22 protein-coding genes are annotated in these 22,020 nt (G+C 67.1%); 11 read left to right on the top strand and 11 right to left on the bottom strand.

Annotated features, from left to right (window positions below; translation table 11 throughout):
* Positions 1 to 242: 242 nt before the first annotated feature.
* From C5B96_RS05495 to glgA, 3 genes are all read right to left on the bottom strand, one after another.
* Positions 243 to 494, bottom strand: coding sequence for a type B 50S ribosomal protein L31 (locus C5B96_RS05495; protein WP_104243740.1), 252 nt, complete (start codon positions 492 to 494; stop codon positions 243 to 245).
* A gap of 100 nt (positions 495 to 594) precedes the next feature.
* Positions 595 to 1,380 (bottom strand): ABC transporter ATP-binding protein, encoded by a 786-nt coding sequence (locus tag C5B96_RS05490; RefSeq protein ID WP_104243738.1) that lies wholly within the window; start codon positions 1,378 to 1,380, stop codon positions 595 to 597.
* A 39-nt stretch (positions 1,381 to 1,419) separates the two neighbouring features.
* Entirely contained in the window at positions 1,420 to 2,601 is a 1,182-nt protein-coding gene (glgA, locus tag C5B96_RS05485; protein WP_104243736.1) for a glycogen synthase, read from the bottom strand.
* Between the two features lie 75 nt (positions 2,602 to 2,676).
* Between glgA and C5B96_RS05480 the strand changes: the two genes are divergently transcribed.
* Both C5B96_RS05480 and serB read left to right on the top strand, forming a co-directional pair.
* Positions 2,677 to 3,921, top strand: coding sequence for a glucose-1-phosphate adenylyltransferase (locus tag C5B96_RS05480; RefSeq protein WP_104243734.1), 1,245 nt, complete (start codon positions 2,677 to 2,679; stop codon positions 3,919 to 3,921).
* Positions 3,918 to 4,652: a phosphoserine phosphatase SerB gene (serB, locus tag C5B96_RS05475; RefSeq protein WP_104243731.1), complete on the top strand. Its 735-nt coding sequence runs from the start codon at positions 3,918 to 3,920 to the stop codon at positions 4,650 to 4,652. Before C5B96_RS05480 ends, serB begins: the two co-directional genes overlap by 4 nt.
* A gap of 267 nt (positions 4,653 to 4,919) precedes the next feature.
* Here serB and fabG read toward each other — a convergent pair whose 3' ends face one another.
* The gene (fabG, locus tag C5B96_RS05470; protein WP_104243729.1) at positions 4,920 to 5,630 is read right to left on the bottom strand and encodes a 3-oxoacyl-ACP reductase FabG; all 711 of its coding nucleotides are present in this window, start codon (positions 5,628 to 5,630) and stop codon (positions 4,920 to 4,922) included.
* 113 nt (positions 5,631 to 5,743) lie between these two features.
* Between fabG and C5B96_RS05465 the strand changes: the two genes are divergently transcribed.
* From C5B96_RS05465 to C5B96_RS05450, 4 genes are all read left to right on the top strand, one after another.
* Positions 5,744 to 6,061 (top strand): DUF3099 domain-containing protein, encoded by a 318-nt coding sequence (locus C5B96_RS05465; RefSeq protein WP_104243727.1) that lies wholly within the window; start codon positions 5,744 to 5,746, stop codon positions 6,059 to 6,061.
* Positions 6,058 to 6,372 carry a hypothetical protein gene (locus tag C5B96_RS18085; RefSeq protein ID WP_369826443.1) on the top strand — a complete coding sequence of 105 codons (315 nt, stop codon included), beginning with the start codon at positions 6,058 to 6,060 and terminating at the stop codon, positions 6,370 to 6,372. Before C5B96_RS05465 ends, C5B96_RS18085 begins: the two co-directional genes overlap by 4 nt.
* Positions 6,373 to 6,465: 93 nt before the next feature.
* Complete coding sequence (locus C5B96_RS05455) at positions 6,466 to 7,050, top strand: RNA polymerase sigma factor (protein WP_104243726.1); 585 nt, start codon at positions 6,466 to 6,468, stop codon at positions 7,048 to 7,050.
* Between the two features lie 6 nt (positions 7,051 to 7,056).
* Entirely contained in the window at positions 7,057 to 8,457 is a 1,401-nt protein-coding gene (locus tag C5B96_RS05450) for a hypothetical protein (protein WP_104243724.1), read from the top strand.
* On the opposite strand, the gene C5B96_RS05445 is transcribed toward C5B96_RS05450, so the two are convergent.
* The 6 genes from C5B96_RS05445 to sufB all read right to left on the bottom strand — a co-directional run bounded on the left by C5B96_RS05445 (position 8,454) and on the right by sufB (position 14,382).
* Positions 8,454 to 10,052 carry an ABC-F family ATP-binding cassette domain-containing protein gene (locus tag C5B96_RS05445; protein ID WP_104243722.1) on the bottom strand — a complete coding sequence of 533 codons (1,599 nt, stop codon included), beginning with the start codon at positions 10,050 to 10,052 and terminating at the stop codon, positions 8,454 to 8,456. The two genes, C5B96_RS05450 and C5B96_RS05445, sit on opposite strands and share 4 nt — an antisense overlap.
* A 160-nt stretch (positions 10,053 to 10,212) precedes the next feature.
* Positions 10,213 to 10,542, bottom strand: coding sequence for a metal-sulfur cluster assembly factor (locus C5B96_RS05440; protein WP_104243719.1), 330 nt, complete (start codon positions 10,540 to 10,542; stop codon positions 10,213 to 10,215).
* Between the two features lie 15 nt (positions 10,543 to 10,557).
* The gene (gene sufC / locus C5B96_RS05435; protein WP_104243717.1) at positions 10,558 to 11,409 is read right to left on the bottom strand and encodes a Fe-S cluster assembly ATPase SufC; all 852 of its coding nucleotides are present in this window, start codon (positions 11,407 to 11,409) and stop codon (positions 10,558 to 10,560) included.
* A 2-nt stretch (positions 11,410 to 11,411) separates the two neighbouring features.
* Positions 11,412 to 11,741 carry a non-heme iron oxygenase ferredoxin subunit gene (locus C5B96_RS05430; RefSeq protein ID WP_104243715.1) on the bottom strand — a complete coding sequence of 110 codons (330 nt, stop codon included), beginning with the start codon at positions 11,739 to 11,741 and terminating at the stop codon, positions 11,412 to 11,414.
* Positions 11,741 to 12,922 (bottom strand): Fe-S cluster assembly protein SufD, encoded by a 1,182-nt coding sequence (gene sufD / locus C5B96_RS05425; RefSeq protein WP_104243713.1) that lies wholly within the window; start codon positions 12,920 to 12,922, stop codon positions 11,741 to 11,743. Before sufD ends, C5B96_RS05430 begins: the two co-directional genes overlap by 1 nt.
* A 41-nt stretch (positions 12,923 to 12,963) precedes the next feature.
* Entirely contained in the window at positions 12,964 to 14,382 is a 1,419-nt protein-coding gene (gene sufB / locus C5B96_RS05420) for a Fe-S cluster assembly protein SufB (RefSeq protein ID WP_104243711.1), read from the bottom strand.
* Between the two features lie 201 nt (positions 14,383 to 14,583).
* Here sufB and C5B96_RS05415 point away from each other — a divergent pair, with 201 nt between their 5' ends.
* Positions 14,584 to 15,528, top strand: a complete 945-nt coding sequence (locus tag C5B96_RS05415; protein ID WP_104243709.1) for a heme A synthase — start codon at positions 14,584 to 14,586, stop codon at positions 15,526 to 15,528.
* A gap of 22 nt (positions 15,529 to 15,550) precedes the next feature.
* Positions 15,551 to 15,988: a hypothetical protein gene (locus tag C5B96_RS05410; RefSeq protein ID WP_199176558.1), complete on the top strand. Its 438-nt coding sequence runs from the start codon at positions 15,551 to 15,553 to the stop codon at positions 15,986 to 15,988.
* Here the strand turns inward: C5B96_RS05410 and C5B96_RS05405 are convergent.
* Positions 15,985 to 16,905: a heme o synthase gene (locus C5B96_RS05405; protein WP_104243707.1), complete on the bottom strand. Its 921-nt coding sequence runs from the start codon at positions 16,903 to 16,905 to the stop codon at positions 15,985 to 15,987. The two genes, C5B96_RS05410 and C5B96_RS05405, sit on opposite strands and share 4 nt — an antisense overlap.
* Positions 16,906 to 17,086: 181 nt before the next feature.
* On the opposite strand from C5B96_RS05405, the gene tkt reads away from it, so the two are divergent.
* Genes tkt through C5B96_RS05390 form a run of 3 tightly spaced genes read left to right on the top strand, consistent with a single transcriptional unit; the run spans position 17,087 to position 21,950 of the window.
* Positions 17,087 to 19,183 (top strand): transketolase, encoded by a 2,097-nt coding sequence (gene tkt / locus C5B96_RS05400; RefSeq protein ID WP_104243705.1) that lies wholly within the window; start codon positions 17,087 to 17,089, stop codon positions 19,181 to 19,183.
* Between the two features lie 41 nt (positions 19,184 to 19,224).
* Positions 19,225 to 20,346, top strand: coding sequence for a transaldolase (gene tal / locus C5B96_RS05395; RefSeq protein WP_104243703.1), 1,122 nt, complete (start codon positions 19,225 to 19,227; stop codon positions 20,344 to 20,346).
* Positions 20,343 to 21,950: a glucose-6-phosphate isomerase gene (locus C5B96_RS05390; RefSeq protein WP_104243701.1), complete on the top strand. Its 1,608-nt coding sequence runs from the start codon at positions 20,343 to 20,345 to the stop codon at positions 21,948 to 21,950. The genes tal and C5B96_RS05390 overlap by 4 nt, the downstream gene beginning before the upstream one ends.
* Positions 21,951 to 22,020 lie beyond the last annotated feature (70 nt).

The following is a 22,020-nucleotide window of genomic DNA, read 5'->3' as shown; positions in this document are numbered from 1 at the left end:
CCACGAAGGCCACCACCGCCCCCCTCAACTGACTAGCGCGTTCATCCACGCGCGACGCAGTCATTCCCCTGTTACGCGCCCCGCCCGGCCCGCGGCACCCGGTCGCATCCCGCGCGATCGACTGGGCGCTTTCTGTCGCCCGCGCGCCCTCCCAGCGACAGAAATCGCCGAGTCCATGGGGCACGCCAAAGGGGCGGGCGACCGAAGGTCACCCGCCCCTGGGAGCAGCAGGAAGGCTGGGGCTACTTGCCGAAGCCCTTGTAGCGGCTGTTGAACTTCTCGACGCGACCGGCCGAGTCCATGATGCGCTGCTTGCCCGTGTAGAACGGGTGCGACTCCGACGAGATCTCGACGTCGATGACGGGGTACGTGTTGCCGTCTTCGAACTCGATCGTCTTCTGGCTCGTCACCGTCGAGCGGGTGAGGAAGGTTGCGCCCGAGGCCAGGTCGCGGAACACGACGGGCTGGTAGTCGGGGTGAGTGTCGGTCTTCATGAGGGATTCCTTGGTGCTGTGTCAGCTGAGGGGATGGAAGAAAAGAGACGGCCCGAGGGCCAGCTAGAGAGTCTACCAGAAACGGGCAGGCAGAACGTGATCAGCTCGCGGCCCGCGCGGCGTATCGCCCGTCGGTCTCGGTGAGCACGATCGGCAGCCCAAAGGTCGCCTCGAGGTTGGCGGCGGTCAGCGATTCGGCGAGCGGCCCTGCGGCGACGACCGACGCCCGCGACACCAGCAGCACGTGCGTGAACCCGCGCGGGATCTCTTCGACGTGGTGGGTCACCATCACGATCGCCGGAGCAGACGGCGCCGAGGCATACCCGCCCAGCAACTGCAGCAGCTCCTCGCGCGCCCCGAGGTCGAGCGACGCCGCCGGCTCGTCGAGCAGCAGCAGCTCGGGGTCGGTCATCACCGACCGGGCGATCTGCACCCGCTTCTGCTCACCATCGCTGAGCGAGCCGAAGCGACGGTCTTCGAGGTGGTCGAGCCGCCACTCGGCCAGCACCCGCTGGGCGCGGCGCAGGTCGATCTCGTCGTACTGCTCGTTCCACCGGCCGGTGACAGAGTAGGCCGCCGTGAGAACGACGTTCAGCACGGTCTCGTCCTGCGGGAAGCGCTTCGCCATGGCACTGGATGCGAACCCGACCCGGGGCCGCAGCTCGAATACATCGACGCGGCCCATGCGCGCATCCAGAATCTGCACGGTACCCGACGACGGGTGCACCATCGCCGACGCGAGGTTCAGCAGCGTGGTCTTGCCGGCGCCGTTCGGCCCGAGGATAACCCAGCGCTCATCGGCCTCGACCTTCCAGTTGATGTCGCTAAGGATGCGGTTTCCGTTGCGAACGACCGACACGTCTTCGAGGTCAAGAACTGTGGGCATGCTCTCAACTCTATCGGCCAAAACCGCGCGCGAAGACGATCAGATCAGGCTGCGGTAGATACGTTCCGTGTCTTCGGCGATCTGCTTCCAACTGAACGTGCTCTCGGCCCGCAACCGACCGTTCGCGCCCATGCGGCGCGCGGCCGAGGGGTCTGCCAGCACCTCCGTGAGGGTGCCGGCGAGGTCGTGCACGAATCGCTCGGGGTCGGTCGGCGTTCCGGTGCCGTCGGTGACCTGGTCGATGGGTACGAGGCGGCCGGTGACGCCGTCGTCGACGACCTCCGGGATGCCGCCGGTCGCCGTTCCGACGACCGGCAGACCGCACGCCATCGCTTCGAGGTTGACGATGCCGAGCGGCTCGTACACCGAGGGGCAGACGAACACCGTTCCGCTGGTCAGCACCGCCGAGAGGTCGTGCTGGCTGAGCAGCTCGGGAATCCAGATGACGCCTGTGCGCTCCTGCTGCAGCGTCTCGACCAGCGAGGTCACTTCCGCCATGATCTCGGGCGTGTCGGGGGCGCCGGCGCAGAGGATCAGCTGAACATCCGGAGCCAGCTGCCGAGCCGCCCGCAGCAGGTACGGCAGCCCCTTCTGCCGGGTGATGCGCCCGACGAAGACCACGGACGGCCTCGACGTGTCGATGCCCCAGCGCTCGAGCACAGACGCATCCTGAACCGGCTGCCACTTCTCGAGGTCGATGCCGTTGTAGACCACGCTCACGCGGTCTTCGGAGATCGACGGGTACGAGCGCAGGATGTCATTGCGCATGCCGTTCGACACGGCGATCACCGAATCGGCCGTCTCGAACGCGTTCTTCTCGATCCAGCTCGACAGGCGGTAGCCGCCGCCGAGCTGCTCGGCCTTCCACGGGCGCAGGGGCTCGAGCGAGTGGGCGGTGACGACGTGCGGGATGCCGTGCAGCATGGATGCCAGCTGCCCGGCCGCATTCGCATACCAGGTGTGTGAGTGAACGACATCGGCGCCTGCCACATCGTTGGCGATCTGCAGGTCGACGCCGAGCGTGGTGAGCGTCGGATTCGCCCCCAGCAGTTCGGCGGGCGGGAGGTAGGAGAACACCCCGGGCTCGCTGCGAGGCTGCCCGAAGGCCCTCACCACGACCTCGATGTTCTCGCGGAGCGCCTTCACGAGCTCGGCAACGTGAACACCTGCCCCGCCATAGACCTCTGGTGGATACTCTCGGGAAATCACATCGACGCGCACAAGCAGAACGTACTACGGAACCGCGTGGGAAATCGAGGCCCGGTGGGTGTCGGCGCCCTGCCCTATAGTCAAGCTATGGCTGCATCAAAGAAGATCTTCGGCATCGTTCTCGCCGGTGGTGAAGGCAAGAGGCTCATGCCGCTCACCGCCGACCGTGCGAAGCCCGGCGTGCCGTTCGGCGGCGGTTACCGTCTCATCGACTTCGCTCTCTCGAACCTCATCAACTCGGGGCTGACGAAGATCGTGGTGTTGACGCAGTACAAGTCGCACAGCCTCGACAGGCACATCTCCCAGACCTGGCGGCTCTCCGGCCTGCTCGACTCCTACGTCGCCTCCGTGCCCGCCCAGCAGCGGCTCGGCAAGCGCTGGTTCAGCGGGTCGGCCGACGCCATCCTGCAGAGCCTCAACCTGATCCGCGACGAGATGCCCGACATCGTCGTGGTGGTCGGCGCCGACCACGTCTACCGCATGGACTTCGACCAGATGGTGCAGGCGCACATCGCCTCGGGCCTGCCCGCCACGGTCGCCGCCATCCGCCAGCCCATCGAGCTGAGCGACCAGTTCGGCGTCATCCAGACCGACCCCGCGAACCCGGCGCAGATCTCCGAGTTCCTCGAGAAGCCCAAGACGGCCGTCGGCCTGGCAGACGCGCCGCACGAGGTTCTCGCGTCGATGGGCAACTACGTCTTCAACACCGACGCCCTGATCGACGCCGTCATCCGCGACGGCGAGAAGACCGACTCGAACCACGACATGGGTGGCGACATCATCCCCGACTTCGTGTCGCGCGGCCAGGCCGGCGTGTACGACCTGTCGCACAACGAGGTGCCCGGCGCGACCGACCGCGACCGCTACTACTGGCGCGATGTGGGCACGATCGAGTCGTTCTACGACGCGCACCAAGACCTCATCTCGGCGCTGCCGATCTTCAACCTGTACAACAGCGAGTGGCCGATCTACACCCAGCAGCTCAACTCGCCGCCGGCGAAGTTCGTGCGCGATGCGAAGGGCAACAGCGGAACGACGGTCGAGTCGATCGTCTCCCTCGGCTGCCTCATCTCCGGTGCCCGCATCGAGCGCAGCGTTCTCGGCCCGTGGGTGACCATCGGCTCGAGCGCCCTCGTTCAGGACAGCGTGCTCTTCGACCGGGTGCACATCGAACCCGACGCCGTGATCCGTCGCGCTATTCTGGACAAGAACGTGGTTGTCGCCGCAGGGGCCATGATCGGAATCGACCACGCTCGCGACCGCGAACGTGGGTTCACAGTGACCGACACGGGCATCACCGTCGTCGGCAAGGGAGTGCGCGTAGAGCCATGACGAACCAGTTGTTGACTCCGGATGCCCGCACCCACCGTCAGCGACTGACCACCGTCTCGGCTGCCTCCTCCGAGCCGGCCGCTCCCCTCGCGACGCCCTCCTTCCTCGTGGTGCTCGACGTCGACTCGACGCTGATCGAGAACGAGGTCATCGAGATGCTGGCGGAGTGCGCCGGCAGCCTCACCGAGGTCGCACACATCACCGAGCGGGCGATGTCGGGTGAGCTCGACTTCCAGCAGAGCCTCCGGTCGCGCGTGTCGACCCTGGCGGGGCTCCCGGTGTCGTGCTTTGCGGATGTCGCGGCCGACATCCGCGTAACGCAGGGCGTGCCGGAGCTCGTCGCGGGCCTCCACGCTGCCGGCGGATACGTCGGCGTCGTCTCGGGCGGGTTCCATGAGCTCGTCGACGATGTCGCTGCGGCGCTCGACCTGGACTTCTGGCGCGCCAACCGGCTGGAGGTCGCCGACGGGCTGCTGACGGGCGCCCTCGTCGGCCCGATCGTCGACGCGGAGGCGAAGGCGTCGGCGCTCGTCGAGTGGGCGTCGGCCACGGGCATCCCGCTCGCCCGCACCGTGGCGGTCGGCGACGGCGCCAACGACCTGCACATGATGTCGACGGCCGCGCTCTCCGTCGCGTTCAACGCCCGGGAGGTCGTGCGGAGCGCCGCCCACGTCGCGATCGACACCCGCGACCTCGCGCAGCTGCTCCCCCTGCTCGGCCTCCGCGGCTAGCGCGGCCCGCCCCGCGCCGCGCCCAGCCGGCGCGCCACCCCGCGCCCAGTCGGCGCGCCACCCCACGCTTTCCACCCCGCCATCCCGTTCCGGTGCCCGCGCTTTCGGCGAGACGGTCACTTCCGGGCGAGATGGTCACGTCTCCCTGACGGTCTCGCCCGCAACTGACCGTCTCGCGGGCTCGCTGCCGGGCAGGGTGTTGACCTGGGCGGGCGGGCGGCGGTAGGCGGGCTCGCAGGGCGACGCGACGCGACGCGGCGGGTCGGGCTAGTGGCCCATTCCGAGGCCGCCGTCGACGGGGATGACCGCACCCGAGATGTAGGCAGCGTCGTCGGAGGCCAGCCACGCCACGACCTTCGCGACCTCCGAGGCCGTCGCGAAGCGGGCCGCCGGGATCGACTTCTTGTATTCGGCCTGCAGCGCATCCGGAAGCTCAGCGGTCATCTCGGTCTCGATGAAGCCGGGGGCGACGACGTTCGCGGTGATGCCGCGCGCGCCGAGCTCCCGCGTGATCGACCGTGCGAGGCCAACGAGGCCCGCCTTCGAGGCCGAATAGTTGACCTGGCCCGCCGAACCGTAGAGGCCCACCACGCTCGAGATGAGGATGACGCGCCCGAACCGGGCCTTCAGCATCCCCTTCGACGCCCGCTTGACGACCCGGAACGCCCCCGTGAGGTTCGTGTCGATGACGTCGGTGAAGTCCTCTTCACTCATGCGCAGCAGGAGCGTGTCTCGCGTGACGCCCGCGTTCGCGACGACCACCTCGACCGGCCCGAGCGCGGCTTCGACCTCGGTGAAGGCCGCGTCGATCGAGGCGGAGTCGGTTACGTCTGCCTTCACGGTGAGCGAGCCGGCGGGGCCCTCGCCCGAGCGCGCGGTCACGGCGACGCGGTGGCCCTGGGCGACGAACTCCTCGGCGAGCGAGTAGCCGATGCCGCGGTTTCCACCGGTGATCAATACGGTTCTGGGGGTGGTCATCGTGCGTCCTTTGCGGTTCTGTCAAGCGATTCGTCGAATGGGCCGCCCACCAGCTTACGAGGCCCCGGGGAAGCGTAGGCTGAGGAGGATCCCTTTCCGACAGGCGGCACACAGTGAAGCACGAACCACAGCAGCTCTCGATCACGACCCTGCGCGAGAACCCGGCCACCGAGCGCCACGCGCGCATGGTGCGTTACTCGCTCGCCATGGGCATCAGGCTGCTCTGCCTGGCCGGGTTGCTGTTCGTGCAGGGCTGGTGGTTGCTGGTTCTCGGCGTGGCCGCGGTCGTGCTTCCCTGGTTCGCGGTCGTGATCGCGAACACCGGTCGCAACACCCCCGGAACGATGCAGGCGCCCGGCGGCCAGATGGTGCCCCTCGGCCAGGTGCCGCTCTACACCGGCGGCCGCGAGACCGGCGGCCGGCCCGAGTGAGCCTGCTCGACGCGCTCTCCGGGGCCTCCCCGCTCGGCGGCTCCCTCTCCGGCGGGTCCCCTCTCAGCGGCGAGCCGACCGCGCAGGAGTGTTCTCGTGCGGGGTGCCGCGCCACCGCCGCCTGGGCGATCGGCTGGCGAAACCCGAAGATCCACACCGCCGACCGCGTGAAGGTGTGGGTGGCCTGCGACGAGCACGTCGCCTTCCTCCGCGAGTTCCTGTCGGCGCGTGACTTCCCCCTCGCCGTGGCCCCGTTCGGCACGGTTCCGGATGCCGCGTCCCTCTCCCCGTTCGGATCGACGACCATCTGACTTTCCTGACGAATTCTCGGTTACCTGTTGCAGAATGAGAGTCTGCAGACAGTAACAGTCTGAGGCCCAACCGGGCTGACGAATCGAGACTTCATGAAACCCCCTGCCACGGCAGAGGCCTTCTCCGCCACCTACAGGCAGACCTACGCCGAGGTGCTACGGTTCGTGCGGCGCAGGGCGCATCCGCTGGTCGCCGACGACATCGTGAGCGAGACGTTCGCCATCGCCTGGGTCAGGCGCGACAGGCTGCCTGCTGAGCCGCTCCCCTGGCTCTACAACACGGCCCGCAACGTGATGTTGAACGCTTCTCGCTCAGGTGGCAGGCAGAGCGCGATAGCTGTTCGGCTCGCAGGCTTCGCCGAGGCCTCCGATCGGCAGGATGATCGCGGCATCGCCGATCTCGAACGCCGAATCGACCTCGCCGCCGCATTCTCGACACTGAGCCCTGCCGACCAGGAGGTTCTCGCTCTCGATGCGTGGGAAGACCTCGACGCGAAGGCAGCGTCGACGGCTCTCGGATGCTCGCGGGCCACCTATTCGATGCGTCTCACCCGAGCCCGCCGCCGTCTCGCCGCTCTGCTCACCGAGGTGCCGGATGCCTCCGCGCGTTTGGCATCGACCCTCTCATCGCCGCCGAAATCGCAGGCGCCCCTCTCTCATTCTCGACCCGTTCGGTAGGACACCATGACCCCCTCACAGCTCGACCTCCGTGAACTCGATCCCACGCACTCCTTCGACCTCACACCCGCTGAAATCGACATCCGTGAACGCACGTTGCACTCCGTCACGGCCGGCGCACCCACACCCCGGCAGCCTCGTCGGTGGTCCCGATCCGCCCGATCGTTGTTCGTCGTGGTGCCTGCGGCGGCCGCGTGTGCACTGGTTGCCGGTATCGTCATCGGAACCCTGCCCGGGGCATCGCACGCCCCGGCCGCCTCGTACGCCCTCCCGGCGCACGGTTCGCTGGCGAGCTGGACTGCCACGCCTCAGCCGTCGCCGGTCGGCGCTGACAGCCTCGACGCGTGCGGGCTCGCCATCGGAATACCCCCGGGTACAGCGCTCTCTGTGCTCACCAGCGAGAAACGCGGGGACTTCACGTCGCTCATCGTGCACGGCGGCGACACTGACGCGTTCTGCGTGCTCGCCGACGGCCAGGTCGTGAACTGGACCAACTTCGCCGGCCTTCGCGACCACCCTCTCGACGATCCGAATGAAGCCAGTCTCAGCGTGCTGCAGGGTTACGAGTGGATGATCACCGTCTCTGGTCGCGCCGGCGCCGACGTCACCGGGGTTAAAGTGCACAACCCTGATACGGGCGAAGACGTGACGGCCACCGTGGCGGGAGGCGTCTGGTCGGCCTGGTGGCCGATCGAGGCCGACTCGCGAGCGAGCGGAGGCCTCTTCGGTGCATACGGTGATGACGTCTTCATCACCTACACGACCACCGATGGTCAGACGCACACGGAGACCGACGACGAGGCGTCGGGTGATCCTGCGGAGGCCGTCTCATCGACGCCGCCGAGGCTCGGGTCGATGACCGGCTGGTCTGAGGCTGCGAAGGCAGTCGTTCCTTCACCGGGAGATGTCGACCTCTGCAGGGCCTCGCGCCCAGCCGGATCCGTCGACTATTCCCGTGACGTCCTGATAGCCGAAATGCGGGGAGACGTCCTGACACTCGTGCTCAACGGTGACGGCCAGCGGCTGTACTGCGGCATCCGGGATGGCACGATCGCCTGGTCGATCGATCTGGGTCTGCCGACGACGGAATCCCCAGCTGCCGGCGACGCGTATCTCACCGACGGAATGGGGTTGGATGGCGACGTCGCAGGAACTCGTGTCTCGGCAGTGCGCGGTGTCGCTGGTGCTGACGTGACCGGTGTGACCGTGCACCTCGCCGACGGTGTCGACGTGCAGGCGACGGTGCAGAACGGCACGTGGCTGGCGTGGTGGCCCGAGGACGAGCCTGCAGCAATCGCGGCGGGCTCCACACCCGGTCCGACCGGCGCCACCGAAACACCCGCACCGGCCGCGCTACCGACGATCACCGTCACGACACGCGACGGTGCAACGCACGAGGCGGGCTAGGCGAGCTCGATGAGGTCCTGATACTCCTTGTTCCAGTGGTCCTCGACGCCGTCGGGGAGGATGAGCACGCGCTCGGGGTTCAGCGCCATGACGGCGCCCTCGTCGTGGGAGACCAGAACGACGGCGCCGGCGTAGTTGGCCAGGGCATCCAGGATCTCCTCGCGGGAGGCCGGGTCGAGGTTGTTCGTGGGCTCGTCGAGCAGCAGCACGTTGGCGCCCGAGACGACGATCATCGCGAGGGCGAGACGCGTCTTCTCGCCGCCCGAGAGCACGCCGGCCAGCTTGTGCCCGTCGTCTCCCGTGAACAGGAACGAGCCGAGCACCCGCCGCGCTTCGGTCTCGGTGAGGCTCGGCGACGACGACACCATGTTCGAGAGCACCGTGCGCTTCACGTCGATGGTCTCGTGCTCCTGGGCGTAGTAGCCGATCCGCAGCCCGTGGCCCGGCTCGATCTGCCCCGTGTCGGGCTTGTCGATGCCGGCGAGGATGCGCAGCAGCGTCGTCTTGCCCGCACCGTTGAAGCCGAGGATGACGACCTTCGAGCCGCGGTCGATCGCGAGGTCGACGGCGGTGAAGATCTCGAGCGAGCCGTAGCTCTTCGAGAGGTCGCTCGCCATCAGCGGCGTGCGGCCGCAGGCGACCGGGTCGGGGAAGCGCAGCTTGGCCACGCGCTCCACCTCGCGCACCTCGTCGAGGCCCGACAGCATCTTCTCTGCGCGTCGCACCATCTGGTGTGCAGCCGCGGCCTTCGAGGCCTTCGCGCCGAAGCGGGCGGCCTGCATCTGCAGCACACCGGCCTTCTTCTCGACGTTGACGCGTTCTTTCTTGCGCCGCTCCTCATCTGACGCCCGCTGGCGCAGATAGTTCTTCCAGTTCATGTTGTAGGCGTCGATGACCTGGCGATTGGCGTCGAGGTAGAAGACGCGGTTGACGGTCTCCTCGACGAGCGCGACATCATGGCTGATCACGATCAGGCCGCCCTGGAAGTTCTTCAGGAACTCGCGCAGCCAGACCACCGAATCGGCGTCGAGGTGGTTGGTGGGCTCGTCGAGCAGCATCGTGTCTGCCCCGGAGAACAGGATGCGCGCCAGCTCGATACGGCGCCGCTGGCCACCCGAGAGCGTCGAGAGCGGCTGGTCGAGGATGTGGTCGGGCAGGCTCAGGTTCGACGCGATCGAGGCGGCCTCTGCCTCGGCGGAGTAGCCACCTAGGGCGTTGAAGCGATCATCCAGAGTGCCGTACTTCTTCATCGCCTTCTCGACGACCGCCGGGTCGCTCGAAGCCATGTCGAGCTGCGCCTGCTGCATCTGCAGCACGATCTGGCCGAGATCACGGGCGTCGAGGATGCGCGTGCGCGCGAGGTCTTCGGGGTTGCCCGAGCGAGGATCCTGCGGGAGGTAGCCGATCTGCCCCGACACGTCGATTCGGCCGCCGTCTGGCTTCAGTTCACCCGCGAGGGTCTTGGTGAGCGTGGTCTTGCCGGCACCGTTCCGACCGACCAGGCCGACCTTGTCGCCGGCCGAGACGCGAAAGCTCACGTCGGACATCAGTACGCGGGCGCCGACGCGCAGCTCAAGATCATGCACACTGAGCACGGAAGTAGTCCAATTCTGATGGCACGCCGATGCGGCGTAGGTGGGGAAAAAAGTCGGGGAGGAAAGTCAAGTATAAATCGTGAACGGAAAACACCCCGACCGGAGCGGATCCGGTCGGGGCGTCATTGCTTTCCGAGCTAAATGCTGAGGGCTTTCCGAGCTAGATGCTGAAGCCGAGCGCGCGCATCATGTCGCGCCCGTCGTCGGTGATCTTGTCGGGGCCCCACGGCGGCATCCACACCCAGTTGATGCGGAACGCGTCGACCACGCCGTCGAGAGCCTCGGCGGTCTGCTCTTCGAGCACGTCGGTCAGCGGGCATCCCGCGCTGGTGAGGGTCATCGAGATGATGAGCGCGTCGTTGTCGGCGTCCCAGCCGAGGTCGTAGATGAGACCGAGGTCGACGACGTTGATGCCGAGCTCCGGGTCCATGACGTCTTTGAGCGCCTCTTCGACCTGGTCGAACTTGGCGGGTTCGAGGGTGGTGACCATGACCTGCTCCTGACTCTAGGCGTTGACGGTGGGCGAGACGGATGCCGCGGCATCCGCAGCACCCGACGAAGCGTCGGCGGCCTCAGCCGACGCAATCGCGGCAGCGGCTGCTGCGCTGGCGGCGACGTAGGTGTCGTACCCTTCGTTCTCGAGCTGAACGGCGAGCTCGGGGCCACCGGACTCGACGACCTGGCCGGCGACGAACACGTGCACGAAGTCGGGCGTGATGTAGCGGAGGATGCGGTTGTAGTGCGTGATGAGTAGAACGCCGAGATCGGTGTTGCTCTTCGCGCGGTTCACGCCCTCCGACACGATCTTAAGCGCGTCGACGTCGAGACCGGAGTCGGTCTCGTCGAGCACCGCGAACTTCGGCTTCAGCAGTTCGAGCTGCAGGATCTCGTTGCGCTTCTTCTCGCCGCCCGAGAAGCCCTCGTTGACGTTGCGCTCCGCGAACGCGCGATCCATGCGCAGGGCCTCCATCGAGGTGCGCACGTCTTTGACCCAGGTGCGGATGGGCGGGGCCGATCCGTCGATCGCGGTCTTGGCGGTGCGGAGGAAGTTCGTGACCGTCACACCCGGGATCTCGACCGGGTACTGCATGGCGAGGAACATGCCTGCGCGGGCACGGGCATCCACCGTCGCCTCGGTGAGGTCTTCACCGTCGAGCAGGATCGAGCCGCTCGTGACGTGGTACTTCGGGTGACCGGCGATCGCATAGGCCAGCGTGGACTTGCCCGAGCCGTTCGGCCCCATGATCGCGTGGGTCTCGCCCTGGTTGATGGTGAGGTTGACGCCGCGCAGGATCTGCTTGGCGCCCTGCTCGGTGTCGACGCTGACGTGCAGGTCGCGGATTTCGAGAACAGACATGGCTAGTTGATTTCTTTGGTCGAGGTCGGGTCGATGTAGATGTCGCCGTCGACGATGCTGAGTTCGTAGACGGGAACCGGCTCATAGGCCGGGAGGGTCAGCGGTTTGCCGGTGAGCAGGGAGAACTTCGAGCCGTGCGCCCAGCATTCGAGGGTCGTGTCTTCGACGAAGCCCTCCGCCAGCGAGATGTCGCCGTGGGTGCAGGTGTCGCCGATGGCGAAGCACGCCCCCGACGAGTCCTTCACCAGCGCGATCGGCACGCCGTCGATCTCGACGCGTACGGCTTCGTTCTCGTTCAGGTCGTCGACCGAACAGATGCGGGTCGCGGCCATCAGACCACCGTCAGTTCTGCTTCGACGGCGCGCGTGAGGCGCTCTTCGACGTCTGCCGAACCGATCTGCTGGATGATCTCGGCGAGGAACCCGCGCACCACGAGGCGGCGCGCCTCTTCTTCGCTGATGCCGCGCGACTGCAGGTAGAACAGCTGCTCGTCGTCGAAGCGACCCGTCGAGGAGGCGTGGCCGGCCCCGACGATGTTGCCGGTCTCGATCTCGAGGTTCGGGATGGAGTCGGCCCGGGTGCCCTCCGAGAGCACGAGGTTGCGGTTCTCCTCGTAGCTGTCGGTGCCGTCGGCGCTCTGCCTGATCAGCACGTCGCCGATCCAGACGGAGTGCGCACCCTCACCCTGCAGTGCACCCTTGTACTTCACACGGCTACGCGAGTTCTCGGCCTCGTGGTCGATGTAGACCTGCTGCTCGAGGTGCTGGCCGGCGTCGGCGAAGTAGAGCCCGTACGCCTCGGTGGCGCTGCCCGGTGAGGAGAGGTGGATGCTCGGATTCACCCGCACGACCCCGCCGCCGAGCGAGACCACGATGTGCCGGAGCGTCGCGTCGCGACCCACCTGCGCGAAGTGGCTCGCCAGGTGTGCAGCGGAGTCGTTCCACTGCTGCACCGTCACGACGGTCACCGAAGCGCCCTCGCCGACGACGATCTCGACGTTCTCGGCGATGCGGGCGTCGCCCGAGTTCTCGAGCACGACGATGCCGCGGCTGTTCGGCGCGGCCGTGATCACCGTGTGGGCGGCGCGGGCGACCGTGCCGAGCCCGGATCGGGAGACGACGTACTCGCTCGAGGGCTGCTTCCCCGTGATGTCGATCGCGAGGGCCTGGTCGAAGTGCGACCACGCGTTGGCGCTCGCCTTGTCTTCGGGGAGGCCAGCGCTGCCGATGCGCACGTCGGTGCGGTCGATCCAGCTCAGGGCGAAACCGTCGACAGGCTGCGCGACCGTGAGGGCGTCGTCGAACGGCGAACCGTCGAGTTCGCCGGAGATCAGGTCTCCGATCAGCCTGATCGGCGTCAGCTTCCAGTCGACCTCACGGCCGGTGGGTTCGACGAAGTCCGCGACATCCACCGAGCCGAAGCGCTCGGATCGGGTCTGCACGGGCACATTGTGCCAGCCGCCGTCGGTGTGGGGTTTCTGCTCGGCTTGCGAGGGTGGTGCAACGTTCGACATTTAGCCGACAGGTCCTTTCGGCGCGGTGTGGGGGGCGATGGTCATCCGACCGACCCTTCCATGCCCATCTCGATGAGCTTGTTGAGTTCGAGTGCGTACTCCATGGGCAGCTCGCGCGCGATGGGCTCGATGAACCCGCGCACGATCATGGCCATGGCCTCGTCTTCGGGCAGCCCGCGGCTCATCAGGTAGAAGAGCTGCTCTTCACTGACCCGCGACACGGTCGCCTCGTGGCCGAGCTGCACATCATCCACCCGGATGTCGATCGCGGGGTACGTGTCGGAGCGCGACTGGGTGTCGACCAGCAGAGCGTCGCAGCGCACCGTGTTCGCGGAGTGGTGGGCGTTCTCTGCCACCCGCACCTCGCCGCGGTAGCCGGCGCGGCCACCGCCACGGGCGATCGACTTCGAGACGATCGACGACTGGGTGTACGGCGCCATGTGGATCATCTTGGCGCCCGCATCCTGGTGCTGGCCGGGGCCTGCGAATGCGACGGAGAGGGTCTCGCCCTTGGCGTGCTCGCCGACCAGGTAGATCGACGGGTACTTCATGGTGACCTTGGAACCGATGTTGCCGTCGATCCACTCCATGGTGGCGCCCTCGTGTGCGATGGCGCGCTTGGTGACGAGGTTGTAGACGTTGTTCGACCAGTTCTGGATCGTCGTGTAGCGAACGCGGGCGTTCTTCTTCACGATGATCTCGACCACGGCGGAGTGCAGCGAGTCGCTCTTGTAGATCGGGGCGGTGCAGCCCTCGATGTAGTGCACGTAGCTACCCTCGTCGGCGATGATCAGCGTGCGCTCGAACTGACCCATGTTCTCGGTGTTGATGCGGAAGTAGGCCTGCAGGGGGATCTCGACGTGAACGTTCTTCGGAACGTAGACGAACGACCCGCCCGACCAGACGGCCGAGTTGAGCGCGGCGAACTTGTTGTCGCCCGACGGGATGACGGTGCCGAAGTACTCGTCGAAGAACTCGGGGTGCTCACGGAGCGCGGTGTCGGTGTCCATGAAGATGACGCCCTGGGCCTCGAGGTCTTCGCGGATCGTGTGGTAGACGACCTCGGACTCGTACTGGGCCGCCACGCCGGAGACGAGGCGCTGGCGCTCGGCTTCCGGGATGCCGAGCTTCTCGTACGTGTTCTTGATGTCGTCGGGCAGGTCATCCCACGTGGTGGCCTGCTTCTCCGTCGACCGCACGAAGTACTTGATGTTGTCGAAGTCGATGCCCGACAGGTCGGCGCCCCACGTCGGCATGGGCTTCTTCTCGAACAGTGCAAGAGCCTTCAGGCGGTTCTTGAGCATCCATTCGGGCTCGTTCTTGAGCGTGGAGATGCCCTTCACGACCTCGGGAGAGATGCCCCGCTTGGCGATCGCGCCGGCGGCGTCGGAGTCGGACCACCCGAACTCGTACACCCCCAGGTTCTGAAGTTCTGGACGGTCGATGAGTACGTCTGTCATGACTTTCTCCCTTCCTTTTCTCTTACAACGTGTCAAGGTCAGAAGGAATTCCACGAAGCGTAGAACATCGAGGCTCTGTACTTAGAATGAACCGAGTCGATCGGCTTCGGCGCCGCCTCATGTGAATAGCCCGTTGCGCCTGCGGCGCGGATTCTTGACCCTCTAACTCTATCGTCTCTGCCCCACGAAGGAACCTGCCCTGTGAAACGCCTGTACGCCTGGCTCCCCACCACCGTCGACCGCCGTGTGCGAGTGCTCGCCTGGGCATCGCTCGTGGTGCAGATCGTGCTGATCGGTACGGGCGGCGCGGTGCGGCTCACCGGTTCGGGTCTCGGATGCCCGACCTGGCCCCAGTGCACCGATGGGTCGTTCGTGTCGACGCCCGAGATGGGCGTGCACGGCATCATCGAGTTCACCAACCGCCTGCTGACCTTCGTGGTCGTGCTGGTGTCGATCGCTGTCTTCGTCGCGGTGCTCCGCATCCGGCGGCAGCGGCGCGACCTGTTCGTGCTCACGCTGCTGCAGGGGCTGTCGATCCCGCTGCAGGCCGTCATCGGCGGCATCACGGTGCTGACCGGGCTGAACCCCTACATCGTCGGGCTGCACTTCGTGGTGTCGATCGGGCTGATCGTGGTGACCGCCATGCTCGTGTACCGGGTGCACTACGGCGTGCGGTCCACCGCCTCGGGTGCCGCGCTGCCGCTGGCCGTGCCGGGCTGGTACCTCTCCGTGTCTCGCCTGGCCGCCGTCTTCGTCGGTCTCGCGGTGACGCTCGGCATTCTGACGACAGGATCGGGTCCGCACGCCGGCGACGCCGCGACGCCGCGCAACGGACTGAACACCGACGTGATGGAGCACCTGCACAGCTACCCCGCGTACGTGCTCTTCGCGCTGACGGTGCTGCTCGTGGTGGTCGCTCTCGTGCGCGGACTCCCCCGGCGCTGGCCGCTGACGCTGCTGGTGATCGAGGGACTGCAGATCGCGGTCGGCCTGACGCAGTCGCGCCTCGGCCTGCCGCCCGCGCTCGTCATCGTGCACATGGTGCTCGCGGGCTGCCTCGTCGCGGCCATGACAGCGACCCTCCTGGCGGAGCGCCGCTCCGAACCTGCCCCGTTACTCGCACGGGAGCCACTGGCCGTTTCCTGAACATTGCTCATATGATGGTCGTGTGTCTCTCAACACTCTGACCTACCGCACGGCGTTCTCTGCCGACATGAATGCGATGGAGGTGCTGCCCGTCATCGACGGTTCGCCACTCACCGCGCTGGTTACCGCGTTCGAGGTGGGCCGGGGGTGGGACCCGGCTGGTGGCTACGGCGGACTCTTCCCGACCGTCTTCGGTCTCGGTTCGGCCGCCGCATACTGGCTGGGTGAACATCCGGCCGGTGATCGGGTCTTCGCGCTTGGCTGCGAATGCGGTGAGATGGCCTGCTGGCCGCTGGCGATCGAGGTCGCGACAAGCTCCGATACCGTCGGCTGGCAGAAGTTCCGTCAGCCCTACCGTTCGGATCGCGACTACTCCGCCTTCGGCCCCTTCATCTTCGATCGCACGCAGTATGAAGCGGCCGTGGCATCCATCGCGCCCCTCTTCGAAAGGCTCCCCTAGAAGGGGAGGAGGGGGTCGATCGCGATCGCCAGGAAGAGGATGGTGAGGTAGGTGATCGAGGCGTGGAAGACGCGCATCGGCTTCACAGAGCCGTGGCGGATCGCCGCGCCGTAGAGACGGTGCGTCTCGTAGATGAACCAGCCGCCCGAGGCGACCGCCGCGACCGAGTACACGATGCCCATCGACGCCACCGGGATGAGCAGCAGGGAGCACGCCACCGTCGCCCACGCGTAGAGGATCGTCTGCAGGCCCACCACCGACTGCCCGCGAACGACCGCCAGCATCGGCACACCGACGGACTTGTAGTCCTCCCGGTAGCGCATCGACAGCGGCCAGTAGTGCGGCGGTGTCCAGAGGAAGATGACGCCGAACAGGATCCACGCCGGCCAGTCGAGCGAATTGGTGACCGCTGCCCAGCCGATCAGCACGGGCATGCAGCCCGCGGTTCCGCCCCAGATGATGTTCTGCGACGTGTGCCGCTTCAGGATGATCGTGTAGACGACCGCGTAGAGGAAGATCGCGATGACCGAGAGCAGCGCGGTGAACCAGTTCACCAGCAGCCCGAACCAGAGCGTCGACCCGATGGCCAGCACCCAGGCGAAGACGAGCGCCTCGCGGTCGGAGAGTTCGCCGGTGACCAGCGGCCGGGACTTGGTGCGGTTCATCACCCGGTCGATGTCACGGTCGATGTAGCAGTTGAACGCTCCGGCGCCGCCCGCGCTCAGAGCCCCGCCGATCAGGGTCGCGAAGACCAGCCAGAGGTTCGGGATGCCCCCCTGCGCCAGGATCATCACCGGAACCGTCGTCACGAGCAGCAGCTCCATGACCCGCGGCTTCGTCAGTGCGACGTATGCCCTGGCCTTCTGGCCCACGGAAATCCGCGGGCGCTCGACTCGGCCTTCTACAGCAACGTCCATTGCTCCTCTAACTGCGCTCGACATACCCACCCCAGCATAGTTTACGGCGCGTAGAAGTCGGCACGGGCAGGCGGGCGGCACTGCTGAATCTCTATACTGGAAGCGAGGTGGGAATCACCTGCGGCTCATTGGTGTCCGGGCTTCCTACCGCGTCGGCAACCGAAGAAGGGCTCTAAACCTCGTGGCATCACTGCAGTGGGATTCAATCGACGACAAGGCCGTCAGCACAGCGAAGGTTCTCGCTGCTGACGCTGTGGAGAAGGTCGGCAACGGCCATCCGGGAACGGCGATCAGCCTCGCCCCTCTGGCCTACCTCCTCTTTCAGAAGGAGATGCGTCGCGACCCGAGCGACAACGAGTGGATCGGCCGGGACCGCTTCATCCTCTCGGTGGGCCACAGCTCGCTCACGCTCTACATCCAGCTCTACCTGGGCGGCTACGGCCTCGAGCTCGACGACCTGAAGAAGCTCCGCACCTGGGGCTCCCTCACGCCCGGCCACCCGGAGTACGGCCACACCGACGGTGTCGAGATCACCACCGGCCCGCTCGGCCAGGGCCTCGCCTCCGCCGTCGGCTTCGCGTACGCCGCCCGCTTCGAGCGCGGCCTCTTCGACCCGGATGCCGAACCCGGCACGAGCCCGTTCGACCACTTCATCTACACGATCGCCGGCGACGGTGACATGGAGGAGGGCGTCACCAACGAGGCGTCGTCGCTCGCCGGTCACCAGGAGCTCGGCAACCTGATCGCGTTCTACGACAGCAACCAGATCTCGATCGAAGACGACACCAACATCGCCTTCACCGAAGACGTCAAGGCGCGCTACGAGGCGCTGCACTGGCACGTGCAGGTCGTCGACTGGAAGAAGACCGGCCAGTACGTCGAAGACGTGCAGTCGCTCGCCGAGGCGATCGAGGCTGCCAAGGCGGAGACGAGCAAGCCCAGCCTGATCATCCTGAAGACCATCATCGGGTGGCCGAGCCCGAAGAAGCAGAACACCGGCAAGATCCACGGATCGGCGCTCGGCGCAGAGGAGCTCGCCGGCCTCAAGGAGGTGCTCGGCTTCAACCCCGACGAGACGTTCGTCGTCTCAGACGAGGTCATCAGCCACACCCGCGAGGCCCTCACCCGCGGAACCGCGGCCCACGAGGAGTGGCAGGTCGGCTTCGACGCCTGGGCCGCCGCGAACCCCGAGAAGAAGGTTCTGCTCGACCGCATCCTGAAGGGCGATGTGCCCGACGGTCTCGAAGAGGCCCTGCCGAGCTTCGAAGCAGGCAAAGAGGTCTCGACCCGTGCTGCCTCCGGCAAGGTCGTCAACGCGATCGCCGGCGTCATGCCCGAGTTCTGGGGCGGCTCGGCCGACCTCGCCGAGTCGAACAACACGACGATCGAGTCGGGCGCATCCTTCGTGCCCGCCGAGCGTTCCACCCACGAGTGGACCGGCAACCCCTACGGCCGTGTGCTGCACTTCGGCATCCGCGAGCACGCCATGGGCTCGATCCTGAACGGGATCGTGCTGCACGGCAACACCCGCCCGTTCGGCGGCACCTTCCTCATCTTCAGCGACTACATGCGGCCCCCCGTGCGTCTCGCTGCGCTGATGAAGTCCCCCGCGATCTACGTGTGGACGCACGACTCCGTCGCCCTCGGCGAAGACGGTCCGACGCACCAGCCGATCGAGCAGCTCGCTGCGCTCCGCGCGATTCCGGGACTGGATGTCGTGCGCCCCGGTGACGCGAACGAGGTCGCCTACGCGTGGAAGACGATCCTCGAACGCCGCAAGGGCCCGGCCGGGCTGGCGCTCACCCGCCAGAACATCCCGGTGTACGAGCGCGGCGAGGGCGAGGCATCCGGAGACACGTTCGCCTCGGCGAAGTTCACCTCGAAGGGCGCCTACGTGCTCGCCGAGGCTCCGAACGGCACCCCCGACGTGATCTTCATCGCGACCGGCTCCGAGGTTCAGATCGCCGTCGATGCGCGCGAACTGCTGAAGGCCGACGGCATCAACGCCCGCGTCGTGTCGGCTCCGTGCCTCGAGTGGTTCGAGGAGCAGACCGCCGAGTACCGCGAGTCGGTGCTCCCCGCGGCCGTCAAGGCCCGTGTGTCGATCGAGGCCGGCCTCGCGCTGACCTGGCGCGGCTACGTCGGCGACGCCGGCAAGAGCGTCTCGATCGAGCACTTCGGCGCCTCTGCCGACTACAAGACGCTGTTCCGTGAGTTCGGCATGACCACCGGCGCCGCCATCGAGGCCGCCAAGGTCTCGATCAACGGCCTCAAGTAGCCCTCACTCACCTGACCCCCCTCTTCAAGGAGACACACACTATGACCGATACCCGAGAATCCACTCCCACCGCACAGCTCTCTGCCGTCGGCGTCAGCATCTGGCTCGACGACCTGTCGCGCGAGCGGCTGAAGACCGACAACCTGCAGAAGCTCATCGCCGAGAAGAACGTCGTCGGGGTCACCACGAACCCGTCGATCTTCGCGTCGGCCCTCGCCAAGGGCGAGGCGTACGACGAGCAGGTGCGCGAGCTCGCGGCGAAGGGCACGAACGTCACCGACGCCGTGTTCGAGATCACCACGAGCGACGTCGCGCAGGGCTGCGACATCTTCCGCCCGATCTACGACGCGACGAACGGCTTCGACGGCCGTGTCTCGATCGAGGTCGAGCCGGGCTTCGCGAACGACGCTGCGGCGACGATCAAGCAGGCCAAGGAACTGTTCGACAAGGTCGACAAAGAGAACGTGCTGATCAAGATCCCCGCGACGATCGAGGGCCTCGAGGCCATCACGGCCACCATCGCGGCCGGCATCAGCGTGAACGTCACCCTGATCTTCAGCCTCGAGCGCTACCGCGACGTCATCAACGCCTACCTCGCCGGCCTCGAGCAGGCCCAGGCGAACGGCGAAGACCTGTCGAAGATCCACTCCGTCGCCTCCTTCTTCGTGTCGCGCGTCGACACGGAGATCGACAAGCGCCTCGTGGCCATCGGCACCGACGACGCCCTCGCCCTCAAGAGCAAGGCGGGCGTCGCGAACGCCCAGCTCGCCTACGAGGTCTTCGAGCAGGCCTTCGACACCGAGCGCGCGAAGGTGCTGCTCGAGGCCGGTGCCAACAAGCAGCGCCCGCTCTGGGCATCCACCGGTGTCAAAGACCCCGAGGTTCCCGACACGACCTACGTGGTCGAGCTCGCCGCACCCGAGGTCGTCAACACCATGCCCGAGAAGACCCTCGACGCGACGTTCGACCACGGCGTGATCACCGGCAACACGATCGCCGGCAGCTACGCCCAGGCGAACAAGGTGCTCGACGCGATCGCCGCGCAGGGCATCTCCTACGCCGAGGTCACCGAGCTGCTCGAGAAGGAGGGCGTCGAGAAGTTCATCGTTTCGTGGAACGAACTGCTCGAGACCGTACAGACGGCTCTGGATGCCGCGAAGTGAGCGTAAGGGTCCATGTGAGTGGGGCGGCCGCTGTTGCGGTCGACACCCACGTTCCGCAGCTGGTCGACGACCTCGTCGCCTCGAGCATCACGGGTCTCGACCCGGTGCTCTGGGGCGCTGAGGCCGAGGCCGAGGCCTCGAAGCGCCTCGGGTGGACGGAGGCCGTCTCGGTCTCCCGTCCGCTCGTCGCCGAGATCGCGGCCCTGCGGGACGACCTCGTCGCGAAGGGGGTGAACCACGTCGTGCTCGCGGGCATGGGTGGCTCGTCCCTCGCGCCCGAGGTCATCACGCGCACCGCCGGCGTCGAGCTGACGGTGCTGGACTCGACGGCCCCGACTCAGGTCGAGGCCGCCCTGAACGACCGGCTCGCGACATCCGTTCTCGTCGTCTCGTCGAAGTCGGGCTCGACGGTCGAGACCGACAGCCAGCTGCGCATCTACGAGCAGGCCTTCCGCGACAGCGGAATCGACCCGGCCGAACGCATCGTCGTGGTGACCGACCCCGGTTCGCCGCTCGAGGCCTCGGCGAGGGAGGCCGGTTACCGCGTCTTCCTCGCCGACCCGAACGTGGGCGGGCGCTACTCGGCGCTCACCGCCTTCGGTCTGGTTCCGTCGGGACTCGCCGGTGCCGACCTCGGCGAGCTGCTCGACGAGGCAGAGGCCATCGAGCTCTACCTGGCGACCGACGACGCCGACAACCCGGGTCTCATCCTGGGTGCTGCGATCGCCGGTACGACACCGCTGAAGAACAAGCTCGGCATCGTCTCTGATGGCACGCACATCGTCGGGTTCGCCGACTGGGCCGAACAGCTGATCGCCGAGTCGACGGGAAAGATCGGCCGCGGCCTGCTTCCCGTCGTGCTCGACACGGCGTCGCCCGAACTCGCGGAGGGTCTCGACGACCTCCAGGTCGTTCGGCTCGTGAAGGAGGCCGACCAGTTCCACCTGCTGCCGGCCCACCGCCACGAGGGCGAGATCCTGGTCAGCGGTTCGCTCGGCGGGCTGCTGCTGACCTGGGAGTACGCCGTCGCTGTCGCTGGTCACCTGCTCGGCATCAACCCGTTCGACCAGCCCGACGTGGAGTCGGCGAAGGTCGCAACACGCGGCCTGCTGGATGCCCGTCCCGAGCCCGAGGCGCCGGTCTTCACCGACGGCGGCATCGAGGTGCGGGGCACGGCGTCCGTTCTGGCCGGCGTCGACACGATCGCCTCCGCCGTCGCAGCCCTCGTGGCCGAGACGCCCGGTGACGGCTACGTGTCGATCCAGGCCTACGTCGACCGGCTCGCACTCCCCCAGCTCGCCGAGCTTCGGGATGCCGTCGCCGCGAAGGTCGACCGACCGGTGACGTTCGGCTGGGGCCCCCGGTTCCTGCACTCGACGGGCCAGTTCCACAAGGGCGGGCCTGCCGTCGGCACCTTCCTGCAGATCACCGAGAACGCACCCAGCGATCTGGCCGTGCCGGGTCGACCGTTCACGCTCGGCCAGCTCATCCAGGCCCAGGCCGCGGGTGACGCCAGCGTTCTCGAGCAGCACGGTCGGCCGGTTCTGCGGCTGAACCTCACCGATCGCGCCGAGGTCTCGCGTCTGTTCGACGCGATCACCTAGGCACCCCGCTTCACCGGCCGGCGTTCGCTCTCCGGGCGCCGGCCCCCACACACCAAGCGCACACGCAAGG

It is taken from the genome of Subtercola sp. Z020, from assembly GCF_002931235.1.
GTDB lineage: Bacteria > Actinomycetota > Actinomycetes > Actinomycetales > Microbacteriaceae > Subtercola.
Note: the sequence above shows the minus strand (reverse complement) of the source record. Positions and strands in the feature narration are given on the sequence as shown.

Coding starts and splice junctions, on each gene's coding strand:
- C5B96_RS05495 (WP_104243740.1), bottom strand. CDS start 494: ATGAAGACCGACACTCACCCCGACTACCAGCCCGTCGTGTTCCGCGAC.
- C5B96_RS05490 (WP_104243738.1), bottom strand. CDS start 1,380: ATGCCCACAGTTCTTGACCTCGAAGACGTGTCGGTCGTTCGCAACGGA.
- C5B96_RS05480 (WP_104243734.1), top strand. CDS start 2,677: ATGGCTGCATCAAAGAAGATCTTCGGCATCGTTCTCGCCGGTGGTGAA.
- serB (WP_104243731.1), top strand. CDS start 3,918: ATGACGAACCAGTTGTTGACTCCGGATGCCCGCACCCACCGTCAGCGA.
- fabG (WP_104243729.1), bottom strand. CDS start 5,630: ATGACCACCCCCAGAACCGTATTGATCACCGGTGGAAACCGCGGCATC.
- C5B96_RS05455 (WP_104243726.1), top strand. CDS start 6,466: ATGAAACCCCCTGCCACGGCAGAGGCCTTCTCCGCCACCTACAGGCAG.
- C5B96_RS05450 (WP_104243724.1), top strand. CDS start 7,057: ATGACCCCCTCACAGCTCGACCTCCGTGAACTCGATCCCACGCACTCC.
- C5B96_RS05440 (WP_104243719.1), bottom strand. CDS start 10,542: ATGGTCACCACCCTCGAACCCGCCAAGTTCGACCAGGTCGAAGAGGCG.
- sufC (WP_104243717.1), bottom strand. CDS start 11,409: ATGTCTGTTCTCGAAATCCGCGACCTGCACGTCAGCGTCGACACCGAG.
- C5B96_RS05430 (WP_104243715.1), bottom strand. CDS start 11,741: ATGGCCGCGACCCGCATCTGTTCGGTCGACGACCTGAACGAGAACGAA.
- sufD (WP_104243713.1), bottom strand. CDS start 12,922: ATGTCGAACGTTGCACCACCCTCGCAAGCCGAGCAGAAACCCCACACC.
- sufB (WP_104243711.1), bottom strand. CDS start 14,382: ATGACAGACGTACTCATCGACCGTCCAGAACTTCAGAACCTGGGGGTG.
- C5B96_RS05405 (WP_104243707.1), bottom strand. CDS start 16,905: ATGGACGTTGCTGTAGAAGGCCGAGTCGAGCGCCCGCGGATTTCCGTG.
- tal (WP_104243703.1), top strand. CDS start 19,225: ATGACCGATACCCGAGAATCCACTCCCACCGCACAGCTCTCTGCCGTC.